Source organism: Vibrio sp. 10N.247.310.17 (assembly GCF_041466605.1).
Classification (GTDB): Bacteria; Pseudomonadota; Gammaproteobacteria; order Enterobacterales; family Vibrionaceae; genus Vibrio; species Vibrio tasmaniensis_A.
Genome location: NZ_JBFSTC010000034.1, coordinates 1 through 21,687, shown reverse-complemented (window position 1 = coordinate 21,687; position 21,687 = coordinate 1). Strand labels below are relative to the sequence as shown.

General features: G+C 42.9%; 16 protein-coding genes. 4 read left to right on the top strand and 12 right to left on the bottom strand.

The window, feature by feature from the left end; translation table 11 throughout:
• Positions 1-24: 24 nt before the first annotated feature.
• On the bottom strand, positions 25-2,016 hold the full coding sequence (tkt, locus tag AB6D80_RS11585; protein ID WP_029225583.1) for a transketolase: 1,992 nt from the start codon (positions 2,014-2,016) through the stop codon (positions 25-27).
• Positions 2,017-2,106: 90 nt separating this feature from the next.
• Positions 2,107-3,057 (bottom strand): transaldolase, encoded by a 951-nt coding sequence (gene tal, locus AB6D80_RS11580; RefSeq protein WP_029223051.1) that lies wholly within the window; start codon positions 3,055-3,057, stop codon positions 2,107-2,109.
• A 459-nt stretch (positions 3,058-3,516) separates the two neighbouring features.
• Here tal and AB6D80_RS11575 point away from each other — a divergent pair, with 459 nt between their 5' ends.
• A complete protein-coding gene (locus AB6D80_RS11575; RefSeq protein ID WP_017101714.1) occupies positions 3,517-4,515 on the top strand; it encodes a sugar-binding transcriptional regulator in 999 nt (332 codons plus the stop codon).
• 46 nt (positions 4,516-4,561) lie between these two features.
• Here the strand turns inward: AB6D80_RS11575 and AB6D80_RS11570 are convergent, their stop codons facing one another.
• From AB6D80_RS11570 to moeA, 7 genes are all read right to left on the bottom strand, one after another.
• Entirely contained in the window at positions 4,562-6,865 is a 2,304-nt protein-coding gene (locus AB6D80_RS11570) for a bifunctional diguanylate cyclase/phosphodiesterase (protein ID WP_029225582.1), read from the bottom strand.
• A 435-nt stretch (positions 6,866-7,300) separates the two neighbouring features.
• Positions 7,301-8,149, bottom strand: coding sequence for a sulfurtransferase (locus AB6D80_RS11565; protein WP_032499412.1), 849 nt, complete (start codon positions 8,147-8,149; stop codon positions 7,301-7,303).
• Positions 8,150-8,184: 35 nt separating this feature from the next.
• A complete protein-coding gene (locus AB6D80_RS11560) occupies positions 8,185-8,499 on the bottom strand; it encodes a hypothetical protein (protein WP_017101711.1) in 315 nt (104 codons plus the stop codon).
• Positions 8,500-8,726: 227 nt separating this feature from the next.
• On the bottom strand, positions 8,727-9,446 hold the full coding sequence (locus AB6D80_RS11555; protein WP_408063606.1) for a hypothetical protein: 720 nt from the start codon (positions 9,444-9,446) through the stop codon (positions 8,727-8,729).
• 16 nt (positions 9,447-9,462) lie between these two features.
• Complete coding sequence (locus AB6D80_RS11550) at positions 9,463-11,598, bottom strand: LruC domain-containing protein (protein WP_017101709.1); 2,136 nt, start codon at positions 11,596-11,598, stop codon at positions 9,463-9,465.
• 255 nt (positions 11,599-11,853) lie between these two features.
• Positions 11,854-12,603 carry a molybdopterin-synthase adenylyltransferase MoeB gene (moeB, locus tag AB6D80_RS11545; RefSeq protein WP_017101708.1) on the bottom strand — a complete coding sequence of 250 codons (750 nt, stop codon included), beginning with the start codon at positions 12,601-12,603 and terminating at the stop codon, positions 11,854-11,856.
• Positions 12,604-12,615: 12 nt separating this feature from the next.
• Complete coding sequence (gene moeA, locus AB6D80_RS11540; protein WP_012600434.1) at positions 12,616-13,851, bottom strand: molybdopterin molybdotransferase MoeA; 1,236 nt, start codon at positions 13,849-13,851, stop codon at positions 12,616-12,618.
• 216 nt (positions 13,852-14,067) lie between these two features.
• Here moeA and folE point away from each other — a divergent pair, with 216 nt between their 5' ends.
• Positions 14,068-14,721 (top strand): GTP cyclohydrolase I FolE, encoded by a 654-nt coding sequence (folE, locus tag AB6D80_RS11535; protein ID WP_004731548.1) that lies wholly within the window; start codon positions 14,068-14,070, stop codon positions 14,719-14,721.
• Between the two features lie 65 nt (positions 14,722-14,786).
• Here folE and AB6D80_RS11530 read toward each other — a convergent pair whose 3' ends face one another.
• The 3 genes from AB6D80_RS11530 to AB6D80_RS11520 all read right to left on the bottom strand — a co-directional run bounded on the left by AB6D80_RS11530 (position 14,787) and on the right by AB6D80_RS11520 (position 18,098).
• Positions 14,787-16,259 (bottom strand): C69 family dipeptidase, encoded by a 1,473-nt coding sequence (locus AB6D80_RS11530; RefSeq protein ID WP_372188555.1) that lies wholly within the window; start codon positions 16,257-16,259, stop codon positions 14,787-14,789.
• Positions 16,260-16,984: 725 nt separating this feature from the next.
• The gene (locus AB6D80_RS11525) at positions 16,985-17,566 is read right to left on the bottom strand and encodes a hypothetical protein (RefSeq protein ID WP_017101706.1); all 582 of its coding nucleotides are present in this window, start codon (positions 17,564-17,566) and stop codon (positions 16,985-16,987) included.
• On the bottom strand, positions 17,559-18,098 hold the full coding sequence (locus tag AB6D80_RS11520) for a YaeQ family protein (protein ID WP_017101705.1): 540 nt from the start codon (positions 18,096-18,098) through the stop codon (positions 17,559-17,561). The genes AB6D80_RS11525 and AB6D80_RS11520 overlap by 8 nt, the downstream gene beginning before the upstream one ends.
• 453 nt (positions 18,099-18,551) lie before the next feature.
• On the opposite strand from AB6D80_RS11520, the gene AB6D80_RS11515 reads away from it, so the two are divergent.
• Positions 18,552-19,136, top strand: a complete 585-nt coding sequence (locus AB6D80_RS11515; RefSeq protein WP_241816667.1) for a S24 family peptidase — start codon at positions 18,552-18,554, stop codon at positions 19,134-19,136.
• 227 nt (positions 19,137-19,363) lie between these two features.
• On the top strand, positions 19,364-21,448 hold the full coding sequence (locus AB6D80_RS11510; protein WP_372188554.1) for a hypothetical protein: 2,085 nt from the start codon (positions 19,364-19,366) through the stop codon (positions 21,446-21,448).
• Positions 21,449-21,687: the final 239 nt, after the last annotated feature.

Here is a 21,687-nt window from a genome sequence, read left to right as displayed (position 1 = left end):
AAGGGCGAGGCAATTTAATCAAGACTAAGCAAGAATCTCTTTCGCTGTGTTTACTACGTTTTCTGTAGTGAAACCAAACATCTTGAATAGTTCGCCTGCTGGTGCAGATTCGCCGAACGTTGTCATACCGATGATCTTGCCACCGAAACCAACGTACTTGTACCAGAAGTCAGCGATGCCAGCTTCTACAGCGATACGTGCTGTAACGTCAGATGGAAGTACAGACTCACGGTATTCAGCATCTTGCTTATCAAACGCGTCAGTTGCAGGCATAGATACTACGCGTACCGCTTTGCCTTCAGCTGTTAGTTCAGCAGCAGCGCTAACCGCTAGCTCAACTTCAGAACCAGTTGCGATAATGATTAGCTCTGGCTTGCCAGCGCAATCTTTCAGGATGTAACCACCCTTAGCGATGTTTGCTACTTGCTCAGCGTCACGATCTTGTTGTGTAAGGTTTTGACGAGAGAAGATAAGTGCAGAAGGGCCATCTTTGCGTTCGATTGCCAGTTTCCAAGCGACAGCAGACTCAACTTGGTCACATGGGCGCCATGTGCTCATGTTTGGAGTTAGACGTAGAGACGCGATCTGCTCAACTGGTTGGTGAGTTGGACCATCTTCGCCAAGACCTATAGAGTCATGCGTGTAAACTTGGATGTTCTGAGTTTTCATCAGAGCAGCCATACGCATCGCGTTACGAGCGTATTCCATGAACATTAGGAACGTTGCGCCGTATGGTACGAAACCACCGTGCAGAGCGATACCGTTCATGATAGCCGTCATACCGAATTCACGCACACCGTAGTGGATGTAGTTACCAGAGAAGTCATTTGCTTCAAGAGACTTAGAACCAGACCACATAGTCAGGTTAGAAGGCGCAAGGTCAGCAGAGCCGCCCATGAATTCAGGTAGCATAGCACCGAACGCTTCTAGTGCATTTTGAGATGCTTTACGTGATGCGATGTTTGCAGGGTTAGCTTGAAGATCAGCGATGATTGCCGATGCTTTCTCTTCCCATTCAGCAGGAAGATCACCGTTTACGCGGCGTTTGAATTCAGCTGCCAGCTCAGGGTATGCTGCTTCATAAGCTGCAAGTTTCTCGTTCCACGCTGCTTCCTTAGCTGCGCCTGCTTCTTTCGCATCCCACTCTGAGTAAACTTCCGACGGAATTTCAAAAGGACCGTGCTCCCAACCTAGTTGTTTACGAGTTGCTGCGATTTCGTCAGCGCCTAATGGTGCACCGTGACAGTCGTGCGTGCCTGCTTTGTTTGGAGAACCAAAGCCGATTACTGTTTTAGTACAAATTAGAGTCGGACGAGGATCCGCTTTAGCTGCTTCAATAGCCGCGTTGATAGCGTCAGCATCGTGACCATCAACTGCTGGAATTACGTGCCAGCCGTAAGCTTCGAAACGCTTAGGAGTATCGTCAGAGAACCAACCTTCAACTTCGCCATCAATAGAGATACCGTTGTCATCCCAGAAAGCAACCAGCTTACCAAGACCTAGCGTACCCGCTAGAGAGCATGCTTCGTGAGATATACCTTCCATCAGACAGCCATCACCCATGAATGCATAAGTGTAGTGGTCTACGATGTCGTGGCCTTCTTTGTTGAACTGTGCTGCTAGCGCTTTCTCTGCCATAGCCATACCAACAGCGTTGGTGATGCCTTGACCTAGAGGACCTGTAGTTGTCTCGATACCGGGTGCGTAGCCGTACTCTGGGTGACCTGGAGTCTTAGAGTGCAGTTGACGGAAGTTCTTAAGATCTTCAATTGAAAGCTCGTAACCTGCTAGGTGAAGCAGAGAGTAGATCAGCATTGAGCCGTGGCCGTTAGACAGGATAAAACGGTCGCGGTCAGCCCATTCTGGGTTTGACGGGTTGTGGTTTAGGTGAGAGCGCCAAAGTACTTCAGCGATGTCAGCCATACCCATAGGTGCGCCAGGGTGACCAGAGTTTGCTTGTTGTACGCCGTCCATGCTTAGAGCACGAATAGCGTTAGCTAGATGTTTGCGGTTCATAATTGCTTCCAAAATTGATTCGAAATTAAAAATTCGTGGATAGATGTAAAAGAGGAACGAAATTCGTTCCTCTTATTTATTCGGTAGTGATTACAGCTTAGCTGCGATCATGTCTTCTAGTTTGCCTTGGTCTACGGCGAAGTTGCGGATGCCTTCAGCTAGCTTCTCTACAGCCATTGGGTCTTGGTTGTGATCCCATAGGAACTCAGCGTGAGTCATTGCAGCAGGACGCTCTTTAGTACCGTTAGAGTCGATTAGCTTCTCTACTACTTCGCCTTCAGCTGCTTCTAGGTCAGCTAGAAGTTGAGGAGCGATAGTTAGACGGTCACAGCCAGCAAGTTCAAGGATCTCGCCGATGTTACGGAAGCTTGCGCCCATAACAACAGTCTTGTAACCGTGCTCTTTGTAGTAGTTGTAGATGTCTGAAACAGAGATTACGCCTGGATCTTCTGAAGCTTCGAAATCACGACCTTCTTTCGCTTTGTACCAGTCCATGATGCGACCAACGAAAGGAGAGATTAGGAATACGCCAGCTTCAGCACAAGCACGAGCTTGAGCGAAAGAGAATAGAAGCGTTAGGTTACAGTTGATGCCTTCTTTCTCTAGGATTTCAGCAGCACGGATGCCTTCCCAAGTAGAAGCCAGTTTGATAAGGATGCGGTCGTTAGTGATGCCAGCGTCGTTGTACATTTTGATAAGTTGACGAGCTTTAGCAACGCTGCCTTCCATGTCGTAAGAAAGACGAGCATCTACTTCAGTAGAGATGCGGCCAGGTACAACGTTAAGGATTTCTTTACCGATGTTCACGTTAAGCATGTCACAAGTGTCTTGAACTTGTTGTGCTTTGTCGCCACTTTGCGCTTTAGCGTATTCGATAGAAGCATCGATTAGAGGTGCGTACTCAGCAATTTGAGCGGCTTTAAGAATTAGAGATGGGTTAGTTGTTGCATCTTCAGGAGTGTACTTGCTGATAGCTTCGATATCGCCAGTGTCAGCTACAACAGTTGTTAGTTTACGAAGTTGCTCTAATTTATTGCTCATTTTGATCATCCTATGTATCGCAGAACACCCCTTTAATGGGAGAGGTGTGGGCATTTGCAAGCGAACTAATGAAGTTCCTCATGGTTGTACCAGTGAGTCAAACTTACATTAATTTAAATTTTTCTTCGAACGAACATTTGCACAGAACATTTGATCGCTCGATGAGTAAATGATGTAGCCATATTTATCCGATCTAGCCCCAAAGTCAACGGTAAATAGTGCTGTATGGTGACTTCAGTCAAATATATTTCGCTCTAGTAATCATGGGGTATGCAAGCAAACGTTTAACGAACAAAGTGAGGTGAATTAATCAACACCAAAACTATGGTTATGATACTGAGCAAATGCTCCTTGATGTTACATATGTTCGGGGTGTAAGCTTGTGTATCACTTACTGAGCTCTCCTTTATTAGGAAGTGCAGCAGGTAAAATAATTGTTAAATATTGGTTGAGTGGTATATGAGTAACAATATCCAAGATGTTTCCGAAGAAAACACTGATCTCCTAACCGAAGTCGCCGTTGCCTACTATCAAGATGGTGCGACTCAAGAAGAGATCTCTAAAAAATTCTCTATCTCTCGTGCAAAGGTTGGTCGAATGCTCAAACAAGCCCGCGATGAAGGGATTGTCGAGATCACCGTGAAATACCACCCAGTATTCAGCGCGAAGATCGAACAACGTTTGATCGAACGATTTGGTGTTAAGCGTGCACTGGTTGCATTAGACCGACCGAATGAAGAGAAGCAGCGGTTACAGGTTGCGGGCTTGGTGTCGAACTACTTAACGAGCACCCTAAAAAACGGCATGGTAGTCACGGTTGGCCAAGGTCGAAACGTATCGTCGGTTGCTCACCATACTGGCGTAATTACCCCACGTGACTGTAAATTCGTATGTGGTATCGGCGGCATTCACCCAAGAGGCGGTATGTTTAATGCCGACCATATATGTAGACAACTCGCCAAGAAATACGGTGGATCTTCTGAAACCTTGTATGCGCCTGCTTATGCAGAGAACAAAGCACAAAAATCCGCGTTCATGGAAAACAGTACTGTTAAGCAAACACTCGATCTAGCTCGTAAGGCAGATGTTGCATTAGTGGGTATTGGTGACATGAGTGAAAACAGCTATATGGTCGACCTAGGTTGGTTTACGGCGGGAGAGGTCGTTCAATCTCGTTTACTACAAGGCGTGGTGGGTGACTTTGCGGGTTATGACTTTTTCGACGTGCATGGTAAAGCGGCAAACACAGTAATGAGTGACCGAGTCATCGGCTTAGGTTTGGAAGAGTTCCGTCCTATCGCTGAAGTAATCGCCATTGCTGCCGAGAACAGTAAGCCATTAGCTCTGTTAGGTGCATTAAGAACCGGCGTAGTAGACGTGATTGCAACCAGCGTAAGTAATGCTTTGACGGTACTTAACTTGGATGAGCAGTTGAAACATGCTGAGTTAGATGATTAGCAAAATATAAACCAGGGGAGCCCGTTTTGGCTCCCTTTTGCTCTCGCTAAAGAATAGGTTTTGACTCTTTACTCGTGATTTTAGGGATTGAAGAGAGGTACGTGCACAGTTCACCATAAGGAATAGGACGAGAGAAGTAGTAACCTTGCATTAAGTCACATCCACATGCTTTTAGAATCGCGAAGTGTTCGTTTGATTCTACGCCTTCTGCCAGCACCACCATACCGAAGTTTTTACCGATAGCGATGATGTTCTGGACCATTGTTAGTGACTGTTGATCGACTGCTATGTTTTCAATGAAACTCTTATCAATCTTAAGTTCGTCGATAGGGAGTGCTTTTAACATGCTCAATGACGAGTAGCCCGTACCGAAGTCATCTAGAGAGATCTTAATATCGTTTTCTTTGAGGGCTTCAAACAGTGGTTTCACTATAGCCACATCTTCAATGAACAAGCTTTCAGTAATCTCGAGCGTTAAACAGCTTGGTGAGAACTGATATTTCTCAAGCGTAGCGAATAGGTGTTCTGAGAACGACTTATGTGAAAACTGACGTACGGATATATTGATCGAAAGACCGATCTTTTGTTCTATCGTTCGGTGTAAATGAGCGATCTGCATAACGCTGGATTCAATAATAAAGGTGCCGAGTTTTTGCATTAAACCTGTACTTTCAGCAATAGGAATAAATACGTCTGGCGGGACAAAACCCAGTTCATCATCTACCCAACGCACAAGCGCTTCTACACCGTGAGTACTTTCATCGGCACGAACCAATGGTTGAAAAACCATAAATAAAGCTTGTTTATCGATAGCGATACGAAGCCTTTGTTCTACTCTCATTTTGTAGAGGTGGGCGTCTTGCATCTCAGTCGTAAAAATACTGTATGAGTTTTGCTGCTGTTTCGCTTTGTACATCGAAATATCGGCAGAGCGTAACAGGCTATCTAAATCTCTTCCGTGGTCTGGGAAGCGGGCAATACCTACACTGCAACTCAACAAAAATTGAGCGCTTTCAACTTCATAAGGTTGAGAAAGTACTTCAATAATTCGTTCTGATAGTCGCTTAATTTCAGATTCACTATTCAGCGTTGTTAAAAACAAGAACTCATCACTGGATTCTCGTACCAATAGGCTGACTCTGGAGCGAAACCGCATCAAACGTAATGCAATTTGTTTGAGCACCTTGTCTCCGAAGTCATGTCCATGGGTATCATTAACACATTTGAAGTTATCGATGTCGATAAACAGCAGTGAGAATGGCTCTGACTCATCTTCAATCCACTTGCCAATGTTTTTACGCATATAGGAGCGGTTGGGGAGAGAGGTTAATGGATCGTGATTGGCTTGGTAAATCAATTGGCTGCGAGTTCGTTGCTCGTTCTTCGCAATCGATTTTACTAAAAAATAGAAACCAAACTGAAGAACAACAAAAACAAAGAAAAGAGTACCGAACTCTTTTGCGAATATACCATCAACGTGTTCTAGGTCTGTACGGCCGACAACCCAAAGCTTGTAGCCTGGAATGTATTTAGCGCTAACGAGCGATGGGAAAGCGCTATCATCGATACAGAAAGAATATGTGTATTTTCCTGTTTTCGCTTCTTTGACGCTGACAGTCACTTGCTCAGAAAAGCTTTTGGTAATGCGATCCATTAGATCGTTATCAACTGGTTTTAAATAAGCGTCTAGCGACTCGATATCGCTAGAAAAAAACTGACGATAGTTGTCGGTTCTAAGTAGAGTTAACGTGTTGTAATTGCCTGCGTGCGCATTGTTTTCAAACAATATTGTGCTGTCTAAGCGTAAACCTGCGGTCATGACTGCATCAACGTTCTTGCCATCGAGAGAAATGGATTTTCTCATTGGGATCACGAGGCTGTTAAGAGAATCATGGAAATAAGTGCGCCCCAAAACCATTTTATTACTAGATACAGCCTCTAGAAATGAGTCTTTGGTGTATAGGAGATCCAGTAAGTTAAATTGGTCAGACAGCTGTAGGTTTGAGCTGATTGACAGGTAATCCCCTTGAGGATTTAGTAACCCGAAAGCGGCTATTGCAGGATGACTATCAAGCAGTTTATCTAATATTGGTCGAATTTGAATCGAAGCCGTTCGGGTAAAGTCGGACTGCTGAGCAAGTTGATGCCCAACCACTTCAAGCAGTGCTTCTTGGCTAGTTAATAGAGAGTTTACTGAGCTAGAGAAGATCTCGACTTGGATATGTTGTTGCTTGGTAAAGTCATCTCTGTTTGATTGCCACTTGGTTATGCCAAAGGCGCTGAAAAGTATCAGGGTAAGCAGCACGATCAGAGCGTACAGCGACCAGATATTTTTCTTAAATAGAGCCATGAGATGCCTTTTGTTGGTGACTACTTTTAACAGACTGCAAGTGACAACGTTTATATCGCCAGTGTGATTAATACAACGAGGCATAAAACATCAGAGATGAATATATCAATGATTAAATAGTGTAACGGCTACGAACAGAGATTCTTGAATGAAATATTAACACTCATAAACGTGCTGACAATTAACTCATGATTAATCACAGTTTTTGTTAGAAACCGGATGGCTCTACACATAGGTAGTGTTAACTCTGTCACTACCTAGGTGTCTTCAAGTGACTACGTCTTCAAGTTACAACCGTGTTAAACGCTTGAGTTAATAAGTGCCTAGCTGATTGAGCAATAAGATGCTTAAGTGTCATGGGCTTCAGCCATAACCTTTAGTAAGCTCCGTATGCATGCGCAGTATATTCTAACAGTATCATTAAGCGAAGCTGAATTACTTTTTAGTTACGGCAATAGGTAGTTTTTCATTTGCGCCCCATTCAGTCCATGAGCCATCGTAAACGCCCATATCACTTGAATAACCAGCCAGTTTAGCGGCTAATAAAATGATGCAAGCCGTCACACCAGAGCCACAGCTAAAGAACATAGGTTGAGAGGGGGTTAAGTTCAGAGTCGAGAAAATGTCAACTAACTCTTCTTGAGGTTTCAATTTACCTGCATTTAAGACTTGTGCGAACGGCAAGCAAACTGAGTTTGGGATGTGGCCACTACGTAAGCCTTCACGTGGTTCTGGAACTTCTGAATCGAAGCGAGCTTGAGAACGTGCATCCAGAATGTTTGCACTTTTGTCATCGGAGTAGTTTTGGATTTGCTGAGCATTTACAAAGTGGTTGTCTTGAATTTGGCCTTCAAAATTGCCCGCTTTGACTTCGGTGCGATAGTCAGTCTCTGTCGCGTAACCGGCTTTTATCCAAGCAGGTAAACCGCCATCTAAGATGTATACGTTGTTATGTCCCATTGCCATAAACATCCACCATGCGCGAGGCGAGGCAAAAGTTCCTGAGTTATCGTAAACCACTATCGTACTGTCTTGATTGATACCAATTTCTTGTGCGCGTGTATTGAAGTGTTTTTCGGTCGGGAACATGTGAGGGAGTAGAGTGTGCTTGTTACAAAAGTTTTTGTCGTAGTCGAAACGAATCGCACTAGGTATCATTTGTCCTTTGATCTTTTCTGACTCACTTGGGATCTGAAATTCGATACTGGCGTCGAGGATTACAATGTTGTCTTCTTCTAGCAAACGTTGTTGAAGTTGTTCTGGTGAAATGAGTGGCTGATTCATTCTTCTTATATCCATTCTTGTTGTTATATCGGCGACTAAGGCGCAGCCCAGCAGTGGATGAACTGATAGCTGCTTTGTCCGGTTATTTGATTGTTTAATGTATCAAGCACGACCACAGAATCAAGAGGGCAGTCTGTTGTTGGTGGAATGGAAACGCGAAATATTTCGTTGTCTTGAGTTTCAACCGTGAGGTAGCGCCTATGTCCGTCTAGGGATTGAGTGAGCGTATTGGAGATGACTCTGGCTTCAATGCGTTCTCCGGTAGAAGATGTCATCGGGAAATAGGTGAGAAATAAAAGTAGCCCAATACCAATCGATAATATAACGAATCCCATTTTCAACTGTTTCATAAAGTAAGCCTTTGAAAGTCATCTTTAAAAGATAAGACAGGCTTTCGATAAAGTGAACATAACCAGTACTGAAAATTGAAATAGCGCCCAAATAAAAAGGTGAGCCTCATTGCTCACCTTTATGCATTGTTATTCGACTTTCGACTTTCGACTTCGAGACTGCTGTCTAACTCCAACTAAATTTAGCTATTGTTAAACTGAACTCAGCGCTTTTCATTCCTTTAAGTTTACCAAGTGATTTGTGATCCGTCACTTGCAACGACTTGTTGCAGCGGCGCTTGACCATCATAAAACCAGATCTCAATTAACAGAATATCTTCGCTTAGCGGCGCCGAAAAGTTGGACGTAAATGTACCGTTGTCTAAAGGGCCTCCAATGACCTTACTTGAATAATCAGGCTTGTAAGTTAAGTCTGTCCTTGTGGTAAATCGACTATATACGGATACGAACGAACGATCGGTTGAGATGTGGCTGATATCAATATTGAGGTCGAATTGATCTACAGAGTTATAATCGAAACCATCAGGTATTACGAGCTCATCCATTTTGTACGCTTGCGGGCCGTTGGAGATAACCGCATTAACTGGTGTCGGTGCCGGATTTATAGCGACGGTGGCTGGTGATGAGACCACTGATGGTGATGTAACTGGCGCTGACGCCACTGGTGTTGACGTCGCTGGTGTTGACGTCGCTGGTGTTGACGTCGCTGGTGTTGACGTCGCTGGTGTTGACGTCGCTGGTGTTGAAGGCGATGGGTTAGGAGTTGATGCTCCTCCATCGCCGCCTCCGCCACCACACCCTACCAACGTTAGTGATGCGATTAGTAATGGAATACGTATTGACTGCGACTGAGCCGTATTTTTCTTAAGTGCAGCATTCGACAGACTAGATAAGATAGCATTGTTAAAGTTCCGGCGACCGTTTGTTACTGTCTGTTTAATTGGCATATTCATAATCATTCTCCTAAGGCAAGTAACATTGGTCAGCGGCAGGTGTTTGGAACCAATCGGTGGATTGAGTACCGCCGGATTCAGCAAAGTTCGCAAAGTTTGGATAGGCGGTGACGATATCTACATATTCCAGTGGCCATTGCCATTCCGTGTCTGAAGTAATCAGCAGTGCCCACGGGTGGTTGTCTGCAGTTTTGAAATATTTGCCTGTTGATGGATTGCTGTCATCAACGCCTAGTCCTGCTTCAAAGAGATTAGCGGTATCAAACGCCTCGGTTGGAGCTTGGTCTGGCAAGTGCACCTCCCAGCTGCGCCCTGGATGTAGAGGTAGGTTTTCACCATGATAATACCCAGGCGTCGCGAAAATAAATGGGTCGTAAGGCATGTCAGTCCAACTGCCAGTACTCACTCCATCGCCAGCTAAAGTAATCCCGATTTGGAAAGCGAATTGCTCATCTTCTTTACAAGAGCTGATGGTGCGGTAGAAGGTACAACTAGTACTGATTTTCTCTGTAAGGTCGTTAGCAATAACAAAGATTGCCTCGCTACGTCCTTGCTCCAAGTCTAAATCAGTGAACACACCATTGTGCTTCATGTAAGAGCTTCCGCTACTCACTAAGCTTGGGTCTAGATTAGGAAGTCGAACCGCAAAACCATTTCTGTACGAAGCACCTACTGCAGCAAGACGTCCATCGATGGTTGATTTAACGACTTTTCCATCTTTAAGGATCTCGGTAATGCGATACATAATCACAGCATCATTCATGTCGTAATCAGCTTTATAAGGCCAGTTATCTTCATACGCCAAGGTTGCGTAACCAGAAGCACTTGGGAAGTAACGGGCTGTAGCGCCGTCGTTAAGAACATCAACTTGAATATCAACTACCTCACCAGATGTCGAACCACCAAAGTAGCTCAGGTTGGTTTGTTGGCTGAATCTGAAGCGAGCCCAAGTAGTCCCCGTTAGTGCGTTGATATCGACATTTAGGAACAGATCGTTTTCACCAGCATCCAGTTGGTAGTCGGTAAATACTTGCTCGTTAGCACCATCGAAGCTGCCATCTTGGTTCCAGTCAATCCACGCCGAAAGGTAACCGGTTGTTGAAGCTTCAATCACCACTTTTGAATCAAGCCCGGCTTCAAGCGCCGTAACAAAACCGATACCACCGTTTGCCCACTCGTCATCAATGCCAACACTTTCATCCGATTGTGGAGTTACGTAGCCATCAAGGTCGGCATCGGGTGCATCAGTGCCTAACCAAGTCACACCATCAAGTTCATGTCGAGGACCATTGCTGGCGAGTAGGGTTAGGTAGCTGTCTGGCGCATCACCAAAGTCGATGTTGGAATCTTCATCCACAACTGGCGCATTCGCACAACGAGCGCCATCATTTTGATTAGAAGAAGGCCCATTCGATACAAATTCAACGGCTGGAACAATTCCTGCTGCGATATTGCTCGCGTTGTCTGGAGACAGATTGATACGGTAGATTTTCCCGTCTTGATTTCGAGATACGTAGTAGTAGCCGTTGACATCAAAATAACCCGCTCCGAATGTACCTAACTCACCAGTATCACCGATGTAAGTTTCGGCACCGGTTGTAGGATTGAAGCTGTATAAGCCTCCGGAGTTATTATCGATACCATATAAAGAACCATCACTTGGGTGGAAAGCGAAATCAGTCAGTTTTACGGTTGCCGGGCTACCAGCTACTTTGTTAACTGTAACAGTCGCGTTTGGGTCGGCGTCTAACGGCGATAGATCAACGGTGAACAAGCCTTTTCCTGTACGGTAAAGGTAATACACATGGTCATAGACATCGCCGACATAGAAAGTGTGATCGGTTGGTAATCCACTGGTATTGATCACTTCTGCTTGGAAATCCTGTCCAAGGCGCACCAAGCGTTTGTTGGTAGTGTCATAGCCATAAATATATCTGTCTTGAAAGTCGAAACCAACACCATTGATATTGGCGTTCATGCCCGTATCGTCTTCTAACAGGGTGGTTGAGCCTGTCACTAGGTTCACGCCCCAAACTTGTACGGGTGTCGATTGGAATAGGTAAGCCTGGCTCGGACAGGTATCGAATGGCGCTGCGTTGGCGACCAAAGGCGCACTTAATAGCAAACTTAACGTTGTAATTCTCATATCTACATCCTTGTCATAGAAGGTCTAGATACTTTTACAAGTTACGTGCCAATTTTAAGTTGTTGATTTTTATTGTTTATATTCTAAATTGCTGAGATGTGCAATATATTCTCAAAATGAGAATTCAAATGAAACTAATCTTTTATAGATCATTTCAAATTGATAAATCGATTTGAGAAGCTGATGTTGAGACCTAAAAAAGCCCTGACTTTTAGTCAAGGCTTAGGTTGTCGATTAGAGGGGGATATGCTTAGTCTACCCGCACACCGAGCAATTAGGCATCTTCATTAAATTCATTTCACGCCAGCTGTGAGACATGGCATCGAGAATTAAAAGTTTGCCTTGCTTTGGTTGTCCAAACTGAGCAATAACCTTGATAGCTTCCAAAGCTTGAGCTGCGCCCACCATGCCAACTACCGGTGCCATCACACCCGCTTCAACACAGCTTAGTGCAGCGTTGCCGAATAGAGCACTCAAGCATTGATAACACGGTGCGTCAGTATCTTGATAAGTGAATACGCTGATCTGGCCTTCCATACGAATAGCAGCACCAGAAACTAATGGTGTTTTCGATGCGTAGCACAAGCGGTTCAACTGATTACGTGTTTCTACGTTGTCACTTGCGTCGAGAATAAGCGAGTGAGTTTCAATCAACTTGCCAAGAGCTTGGTCATCAAGCCTGTGGTCGACAGTTTCAATTGTCAGATGAGGGTTCAATACCTGCAGCGACTCAGCGGCAGAATTGACTTTCTTCTTACCAATGTCAGCATCGGTGTGAAGGACTTGTCGTTGCAAGTTAGAAAGCTCGACAATATCATCATCGATCAGTGTTAGCTTACCAATGCCCGCAGTCGCAAGGTATTGAGCGGAGGCACAACCTAAGCCTCCAGCCCCTAATACTAAGATTGAGCTCTGCTTTAGTGCTTCTTGGCCTTCAAAATCAAACTGCTTAAGAATGATTTGACGGTTGTAGCGAAGCATCTCTACGTCAGACAGTATTTCCATCAGTAAGCCTCGTTAGTAAAGCGTCGAGTTAAACAGTTGGATCTGAACCGTTTCACCGACTTCAACACGGCCGCGTTCGCGCTCTAGTACCACAAAGCAGTTTGCTAAACTCATTGAGCGGAAAGCGCCAGAGCTTTGGTTACCCGTTGTTTCTACCACAAATTGACCGTTTTCAATCGAGTAAATGCCACGCTGGTAATCAGTACGGCCTGGGCCTTTTTTGAATGCAGACTTGGTGATAGCAGGAATAGATTCCGGAGCTGTCCACGCTGTGTGACCAGCCAATTTAGCAAGCATAGGTTGAACCAAAACATACATGGTCATCATCGCCGATACTGGGTTACCCGGTAGGCCGCAGAACCACGCGTTATCCAACTCACCAAATGCGAACGGTTTACCGGGTTTGATAGCTAGCTTCCAAAAACCGATTTGCCCCAGTTCTTCAAGAATGTCTTTCGTGTAATCAGCTTCGCCAACGCTTACGCCGCCAGAAGTCACAACCACGTCTGCTATTTGCTGTGCTTTCTCGAACGTCTCTTTAAGCGTTGCAGTGCAATCTGGGATGATGCCTAGGTCTATAGCTTCACAACCAAACGCTTCAATTAGTGGTTTAATGCCGTAGCGGTTGCTGTCGTAGATCTGACCGTCTTCAAGAGGTTGACCTAGTGGCTTTAGCTCATCGCCGGTAGAAAAGAACGCGACTTTAGGCTTCTGTAACACTGTCACGTGGCTCACACCTAGCGAAGCAATCATTGGAATGTCACGAGGTGTTAAACGTTCACCGCGGCTAAGAACGATATCACCTTGTTTGATGTCATCACCAGTAGGGCGAATGTTATTGTTCAGCTTGATGTCGTCTTGTTGAATCTCAATACCAGCCTCAGTTTCGGCCGTATTTTCTTGCATGATTACGGCGTCACAACCCTCAGGGATCTTTGCGCCAGTCATAATGCGAATACAGGTGTTGCTTGGCCATTCACCTTCGAACGGTTGGCCTGCAAAAGATTTGCCTGCTAATGGTAGTACTTTACCGTTCTCTAGGTCTGCTAAGCGCAGTGCATAGCCATCCATTGCTGAGTTATCAAAAGGAGGTACGAAAATAGGGGAAAGAATATCTTCAGCAAGGACATAACCTAATGCTTCAGCAAGAGGTAGAGATAAAGTCGTTTGGATTGGTTTGATTGGTGATAGCAGCTTATCTAGTGCTTCTTCAATTGGCATTAAGCCCGGAGCGTCGCAACAGCCCATAATTGAAATCCTTTGGTCGTTATTATTTTGATTTAGTGGTTGGCAATAGTGGCTCCATAATTATCAAATCACAGATGTTCGCCAACGAAATTGCAGCCACTTTAGCATAGTTTAAGCCCCGTAAATAATGACCTCCCTTAAAATATGGGTGTATTTAATCAAAATTCCGAGTATCCTTGTTTGCCATCCAGAAGGGGTATTAAAAGAGGAAGTTCAATGTCAGGTCTTAGCGAATCAGCGAAGTTGGTTAAAGATGCGCTAGCAAGCCGCGGATTAGAGACACCAATGCGTCCTAACCAGGTTAGCCGAGAAGAGAAAAAGGAACGAATCGAACACCATATGCGTGAGATTCTAACTCTCCTTGAACTTGATCTTGCAGATGACAGTCTGGAAGAAACGCCGCAACGTATTGCAAAAATGTATGTGGATGAGATTTTCTCTGGTTTGGATTACGCCAATTTCCCTAAAATCACCGTGATCGAAAACAAGATGGGTGTTCGTGAAATGGTTCGTGTAAAAGACATTACCGTCACCAGCACATGTGAGCATCACTTAGTCACCATTGATGGTAAAACCGCAGTCGCTTACATTCCTCAAGGTAAGATCATTGGTCTTTCGAAGATCAACCGAATCGTTCGTTTCTTTGCTCAACGTCCTCAAGTTCAAGAACGTATGACGCAGCAAATCCTTGTAGCATTACAAACGCTGCTAGAAACGGATGATGTTGCTGTAACCATGGATGCGGTTCACTACTGCGTGAAATCTCGTGGTGTAATGGACGCAACCAGCGAAACAACAACAACAGCTCTGGGGGGTATTTTTAGATCAAACCCAGCAACGCGCCATGAGTTCTTACACGGCCTGCGTTAGAACTAAACCTATTCAGATAAAAAAACGGAGCATTATGCTCCGTTTTTATTGGTTGCTTCATAAGCCTACAGATTTACTATTTTCTTAAACTCTTCCTCTGAGTATTTCTTCTCTGTGCTTTTAGTCAAATCTGTAATCATTTTGTATCTAAGCTCAGTTGCCATATCTAAGGTACGCTTAAGCTGTCCGTATGAGTAGTCGGCAGCCATGTTCAGAGCCGCTTGTTTATCTACTTTATACATGTCTGTTAACGTTTTATCTAAGTGTGCGACCTGCTTGTATAGTTGAGTTTCTTCTTTGTCCCAAGTTGCTTTTAGTACTGGTAAATACTTATCTGGGTTTGTAGAAGCGAGGGCGGTTAGGCTACGGAACTGCCAATAAGCTGAATCATCACTGTAGTTATCATCGCCTACTTGGTACGCTTTTGGGTAATCTTGTAGGGTTGAGTATAACGGCACTAAAACAGATTCTGGTAACACGCCGAAGCTTTGCCAAATAATACCTTGAAGCTCTTCTGGCATCTCAGGGCGAAGCTGAATAATATGCGACTCTAGTTGACGCTCAACTCTAATTGGTCGTTTCGATTTTCCTTCCAAAACCGTGTCTTTATAAGTCGCGCTAAGTACCTCTGCCACATTTTCAACTGAGATTTTTGTATCAGGTTTCATAAACAAAGGGTATTGCGTCATGCGACTTTGTTGATGCAGCGAAGGTGTCAGTATTTTTTGGCCTAACCATTCACGATCGATATTATACTCATCACCAATAACCCCGAATGCTTTTGCAAAATTGAAAGATTTTTTATCTGCGTTATCAAGCAGTTTGTGTTGTTCTACAAACTCGAATATGTCTTTTGAATGCAGTACCTCTTTGTTTGCCAAGTTCACACCATGTACACGCAAGCCATTTGCAATCATGGCGTAACTGTCATCAGGCACTTTTACAGCAATCCAATGGTGACCTGAACCAATTTCAAATAACCACGCCTCATTGGTGTCTGCAATATAGAGACTGTTTCCTTCACCAGCACCATAGGTTTCGATGTAATGACCGAGTAACTCTACGGCTTGTTTTGCGTTTTCTGCCTGAGGAAGGATTAACGTAGGTATAATGGCTTCGATTACGCCATTGTCGATTAAAGGATCGACCTTGGCGACTTTGTCGTTTATTTCTGCGCTGGTTGTTGCTGAAATGGCAACGTTGTGTTCATTAATCCCACGTTCTTCATAGAATTTTCCGTCGCGATTAACGGTATCCGCATCCCAGTCTGGTATCGCAGAGTAAGCAAAGAAGTGCTTTGGCATCGGAACAATTAACCCGTTACCTAACTGCCAGTCACCTTCTTGGTTATCTTGCGCAGGTCGATACTTTAGGTGTTTGTTCCAGTTGTTAATGCTAAAATCTTCATTACGAGCAATCATAATGCTACCGTCGTTCGACGCTTCTTTGCCAACAATAAGCCCAGTACAAGCTATCGCATTACTGCTTAGAGCGACAGCTACTGCAGTTGCAAGAAAGGATACAGACCATATTTTCATTTTAATTCTCCGCTTATAAAACAAGATAATTTAAAGTTAACGTTAGTTGTATTTGCAGGTTTTTTATTATCATTTTATAAAATTAAGTGTACTTATCATCACAAGAGATAATGCTTCTGCTCGTCACATAACTGATATTTCCATTTGAGAATAATTATCTGAAAAATATGCACTTTTTGAATAAATTGATAAGTTATAGTTGTAAAGTAACCTTGCCATATACGTAGCTTTAATTCGTCGTGTTATGAGAAGTATCATTATCACAACAAGACTTTGTTCGTTTCTAACGTATGGTTTTTGGGTTGCAATCGGATAAACAACAGTGCTGAAGCGCGGTATCTTGTGGGGGCTTTTTTGTGCTTGCAATGAAGTAAACTGCAATGACTGAGAATGTCGTCATTCTCTAAAGCGAGGAACGAGTGTAATAGGGAATCTGTTTGTCTGTGTAGTTTCTGACTTGGTATGAGATCCTCAACTCAGTCGTTCCTCCTTCTCGAGGATGACGGCGAGTGAGGTAAAATACGAGGGTGGGGGTTCAGAGTGTATTCTACGCCAGCCTCTGATCTTGCAGAATGGGCGACTTAGTCACTTTTGTCATTCCCTAAAGTGAGGAACGAGCGTAATAGGGAATCTGCATGTTCGATGGGGGTTGGTTGGACCGGAAATTAGATGCGCTCTACAGAATCTATAAAGCGCAAATTTGGGTACAGCGGCTGGTGGAATGCTTAAGAAAGATTAAATAAACGCTTAAAGTAATGAACAAAACCGGACGGCTTATTCTCAGCTTGATAGATATTCAAGCCATCATAAAAACTTGCCATGAACTCTACGCGAATCTCATCATCACTGCTTCTCGATATACGAGACAACAGCGTAGCGGCTACAGCAGCATGATCATTAGCAAGGCTGTAATCCATTCCTAGTCGTCCCTGAACGAACAACCACAAATGAGTGATTAACTTTAACTGCTGAGCGTTAGAGTTTTGAAACTTGTCGCTGTGCTCAGTGCCCACTGTAGTATCGAATACATTTTGCATTGCCTCATTCGCTTCTTTATTGCTTTCAAAGCGATAGCTTGCATCGACATGCACCTTGGTTAACAGGCCGAGCAACGTCTGACGTGCAGAGTTGTCCGGCTTGTTCTCGCAAGCGTGTCTAAACAGAGCATGGTTTTCATCAATAAATGACTTTAACTCTTTTTCATAGCCAGTCGTCAGCGCTTTGACTGAATCGAGACCTGCGAGCTGCAAACACGCTTCGAGCTTAGTTTGGCGCTGAGGTTCTGTCTGAGTTTGGATCTCAGTCATTACTCTGTAGCTCTTCCCACGTTACTTCTGCAGATTGCGTGTCGCTGTTTACGAACGCAGAGTTACCCGACAGCATTACTGAAAGGTCCATAGTACGTTGTGTCATCGCTGCTAGCTGCTCAATACCATCGTTGTCTAGACGAACGATCTGAGCTTTCAGGTAACCAAATTTACCTTTGTTCTGCTCCCACCAAACGTTCGACTTAGTGTTGAAGCTGAACACGCTCACAGACTTAGATAAGCGAGTCGCCTTCTTAACGCGTTCTGGATCGGGTTCGCCAACATCAATCCACTCTAAGATTTGGTCATCTAACGACTTCTGCCATAAATCGGGTTCTTCAATGCTAGACAACCCTTTAGTGAACTCAAGTTCAGGAGATGCATTGATACAGAAAGCAATGATACGAGCCATCATGCGCTGTTCTGTTTCAGAAGGGTGTTGTGCAACCGTTAGATTAAAAGAGTCGTAATAGTCGCGATTCATATCGGTTAAAGAGATGCGAAACTTAAAGATTGTTGGTTTGAGAGCCATTGATAGGGTGTCTTAGATAGAAATAGTGGGGGGATGTTACCTTAAATCTCTGAATAGCGGGTAAAAAAATAGCCAGCAGAGGCTGGCTATTTTTAGAAAGATGTTTACCACTCTGTTCGCTTCTGTTTTTTACGAATCGAAACAGTGTTCAGTGTGCTTTTAGCGGCATTTATTCTGGCTGTGATTGCTGTGAGCTTAATTCTCAAATATTGCTTAGAGAGCTAAAATATTGAAAATTAAATGCAGCGTCTAACACATGTCTAATATTCAAAGGCTTAGCATCATATCCACCACAGTAATGGCGTGTTATAGTTCTTAGCGGTTTGCAGTTTATCGCAGGTAGTCATATACAATACCGATCTTAAACTGCGGCTATAGTTTGTTATGCGATGACTTCGTTACTAGGGTAATACGCTTTAATGTGCGCTTTAGTCTCTTTAAGGAGACTGGGTTGTGAGTTTGTGGAGACAGGCTATTGCTAAGTCCATTTTCTGTTGGAATGATAAAACCATGAGAAACAATTGGTTAAGTAAATCTCATCACATCACCGATGACAATGTCACAGAAATTTCGAATGTTAAGTCTGTGAAAGCCACTTCTCAAATAGGCGATATGTGCGCTGTGCCCGTGTACAACGTTTATGCATCTTGTGGGTTTGGTGCTCAAAACGATACCGAGTACCAACTTAGAACTGAATTCCTACCTTGCTTATGGTTAAAACGTTTCGGCCTGACAGAAGAAGATGCTCGTATCATCATTTGCCACGGTGACTCAATGGAAGATACTTTGAGCGACGGCGATGAAGTATTAGTCGATACCCGAGAACTCGATCACCCCGTAAAGCACGGCGTTTATGTTGTTCGCATTGGTAAGCACGTTTACATAAAACGCCTGAAGTACGACATCATGGCCGAGGGCTATAACGTCATCTCAGACAACAAAGAAGAATATGATTCGTTTATCGTGAATGAGGAGAAACTCGACGAGTTCGCGGTAATCGGGAAAGTTGTTACCACCGTCATGAAGGCGGTGATTTAGAAAAGCGAAGGCGACCTCAGGGTCGCCTTTTTTATTGTTGAAATTGATAATAGTGAATATCACAACGTTGGCTTGCAATGATTCAGATAGTTATTTTTCAGATACCTATCTGAAGCTCGCTAATGGCGTTCAAGTTGTCAATTCTTATAGTATTGCTGGTAGTTAACCTCGTTAGATATTTCGGGGATAAATTCCACCAAAATACTCTTGGAAAGTGAGATTACTAAATGAAAGGTTTGACCAAAGATTTTTATCAGTTGTTCCTAGAAGCCAAAGGCAGTTTCGTTGAATCAGAAGTAATCAAAGAGTTCGATGGTGATATATCGGGCCATAAAGATATATACGAAAAAATATCATTACTGCTTCAAGATCCCTCAGGTATAGGGATAGACTCCTTGCCAATAAGAAAGCAACTAATTATTGAAGCTAAGTTAACTCCCGAACTCGCCGAAAGCATTAACCAATCACTTGACTCGTTCATGGCCATAAGAGAAGCCACAAGAGATAAAGTCACGAAGTTCAGCAATCAAACAGCATGGATAAAAGCTATACACTTTTCGTTTATTTATTTCTTACATAGAAAAGTGCCCGTTAACTTTGGCTATCCTGACGAGTACGATTTTATCGCGAATTCATTAAGTTATCTAAAAATGAAGGGATTCAATATAGAATGCAAAGACGGATTGATAAGGTCAGATGATTCTGAGTTTGTTCGCCTTTCTCAAGCTATTGATATCAGAGCAAAAAAACTTGGAAAGGTCGGCTTTAGAGCCGTTACATTAGTATTAAATAACCATTTTTCAAAAGATGAACAACGATTCTTTTTTTATAGAGAAAGACCAACATTACCTAAAGCACAGAAGCCTCATCCACCTCATGGATATATATATAATTTGGTTTGTAAGTACATAGATTTACCTTGTAAACTGAAAAAAAATCAACAAGCTAAATTACTCAATGAAATTCAGGAATTATCAACTCATTTAGCCACTATTCTCGATATAGATAAAATGTCTCCTTGGTCGAGCATAAATACAAGCTCTGAAAACATTTTAGAGAAGCTTCAAGAGTGGGTGTTATATCCAGAAATTTTTTATATCCCTCAAATATCACCTATTCATGGTAAGGATATTTTTCCGAGACTTTTTGAATTAATTGATAACAATACTACTGACACATTGTCTGAAATTGGTAAAGCGTCGAAAGTAATGAGTCGAATAGAAGACGCAATACTCAAAGGTGGTTATATATGTGGAGATTTTGAAGAAAAAGACATTTATCGATTATGTGCTGATATCGACTCGCCTGAAAACATTAAAAGAATCGTCGAATCCTTATCAAAGCCATCATGTGAAATCAATAAACGCTATATAACACCTCTTCATGCTGTAAAGTCAAACCTTAGAGAGTTTCCATTTATCAGAACAAAAACTGGCTATGTAGTAGCTAACATAGCTACCTATAATGTTGCAAAATATTGGGCTTTATTAAGAATTGCAGAGAAACATAATTCAAAAGCTGAACAAAGACTCGGGTATGCATTAGAGGATTTTGTTAAAGAGAGTTTTGACAACGCAACCATTATGTATCATCACAGTTTTAAATTTCTATCTCCAGACTATATTAAACAAATAGCCAAGACGAACAGAGATAATGGAGAATGTGATTTCATCATCGAGTCCAAAGATTATATCTACCTAATTGAGGTGAAAAAGAAAGGTTTAACGAAAGAATCTCAAGCAGGAAGCAGTCTTCACATGCTTTTCGATGCGTCATTAAGCTTCTTCAAATCAATAAATCAATTAACTGTTGCTGAATTGATACTGCTTAACGATGGTGAAATTTGCAATTCTGAGAATGGCGAGAAAATAGAATTAAAAGATAGAGCGATCTATAAATTGGTCATTTCACTTGAAGATATGGCGTCTCTACAATGTGACAATATAAAAAACGCTCTCTTGCAAAGCCTCTATGGCACACAAATTAATGTACCAGATAGCACTTACAGCAATATCACGAATAAAATAAATAAGACGCTTGAAGAATTTACGTTTTTACACGAAGAATTGATAACTAAAGGAGAACGATATCAACATGTACCTTTTCATTGTATTTCTTACTTAAGTACTCCTCAATTGCTAACCCTTTTAGACGATGTGAACAGTAATGATGATTTTAGTAACCATATAAAACGCTCAAACACTATAGTTTATAGTCTTATGGATTGGTACGCATCTTATAAAGCGTCTAAGAGAAACAAACTAATAAAAGATAATCAAGAATTTTTTAAAAACAAGGTCCTTATCAACTGAATATATCAATTAATATGTTATGTACTAATTGACCAGTTCATTTATCGCAACGGTTTAGATTAGCCATCTCTAAACCGTTTGGATCCTTTATTAATTCTGGGAGATTGAGCTCTAACTTCACGAAAATACCATTAGACTTATTTTTTGTAATACTAGTAATATCTTGATAGAAGCAAGACAGCTTCGGTGTTTTTCAAGGTAGTTGTCATCATTTGCTTGCTTATTAAGCAGCTTCTCTT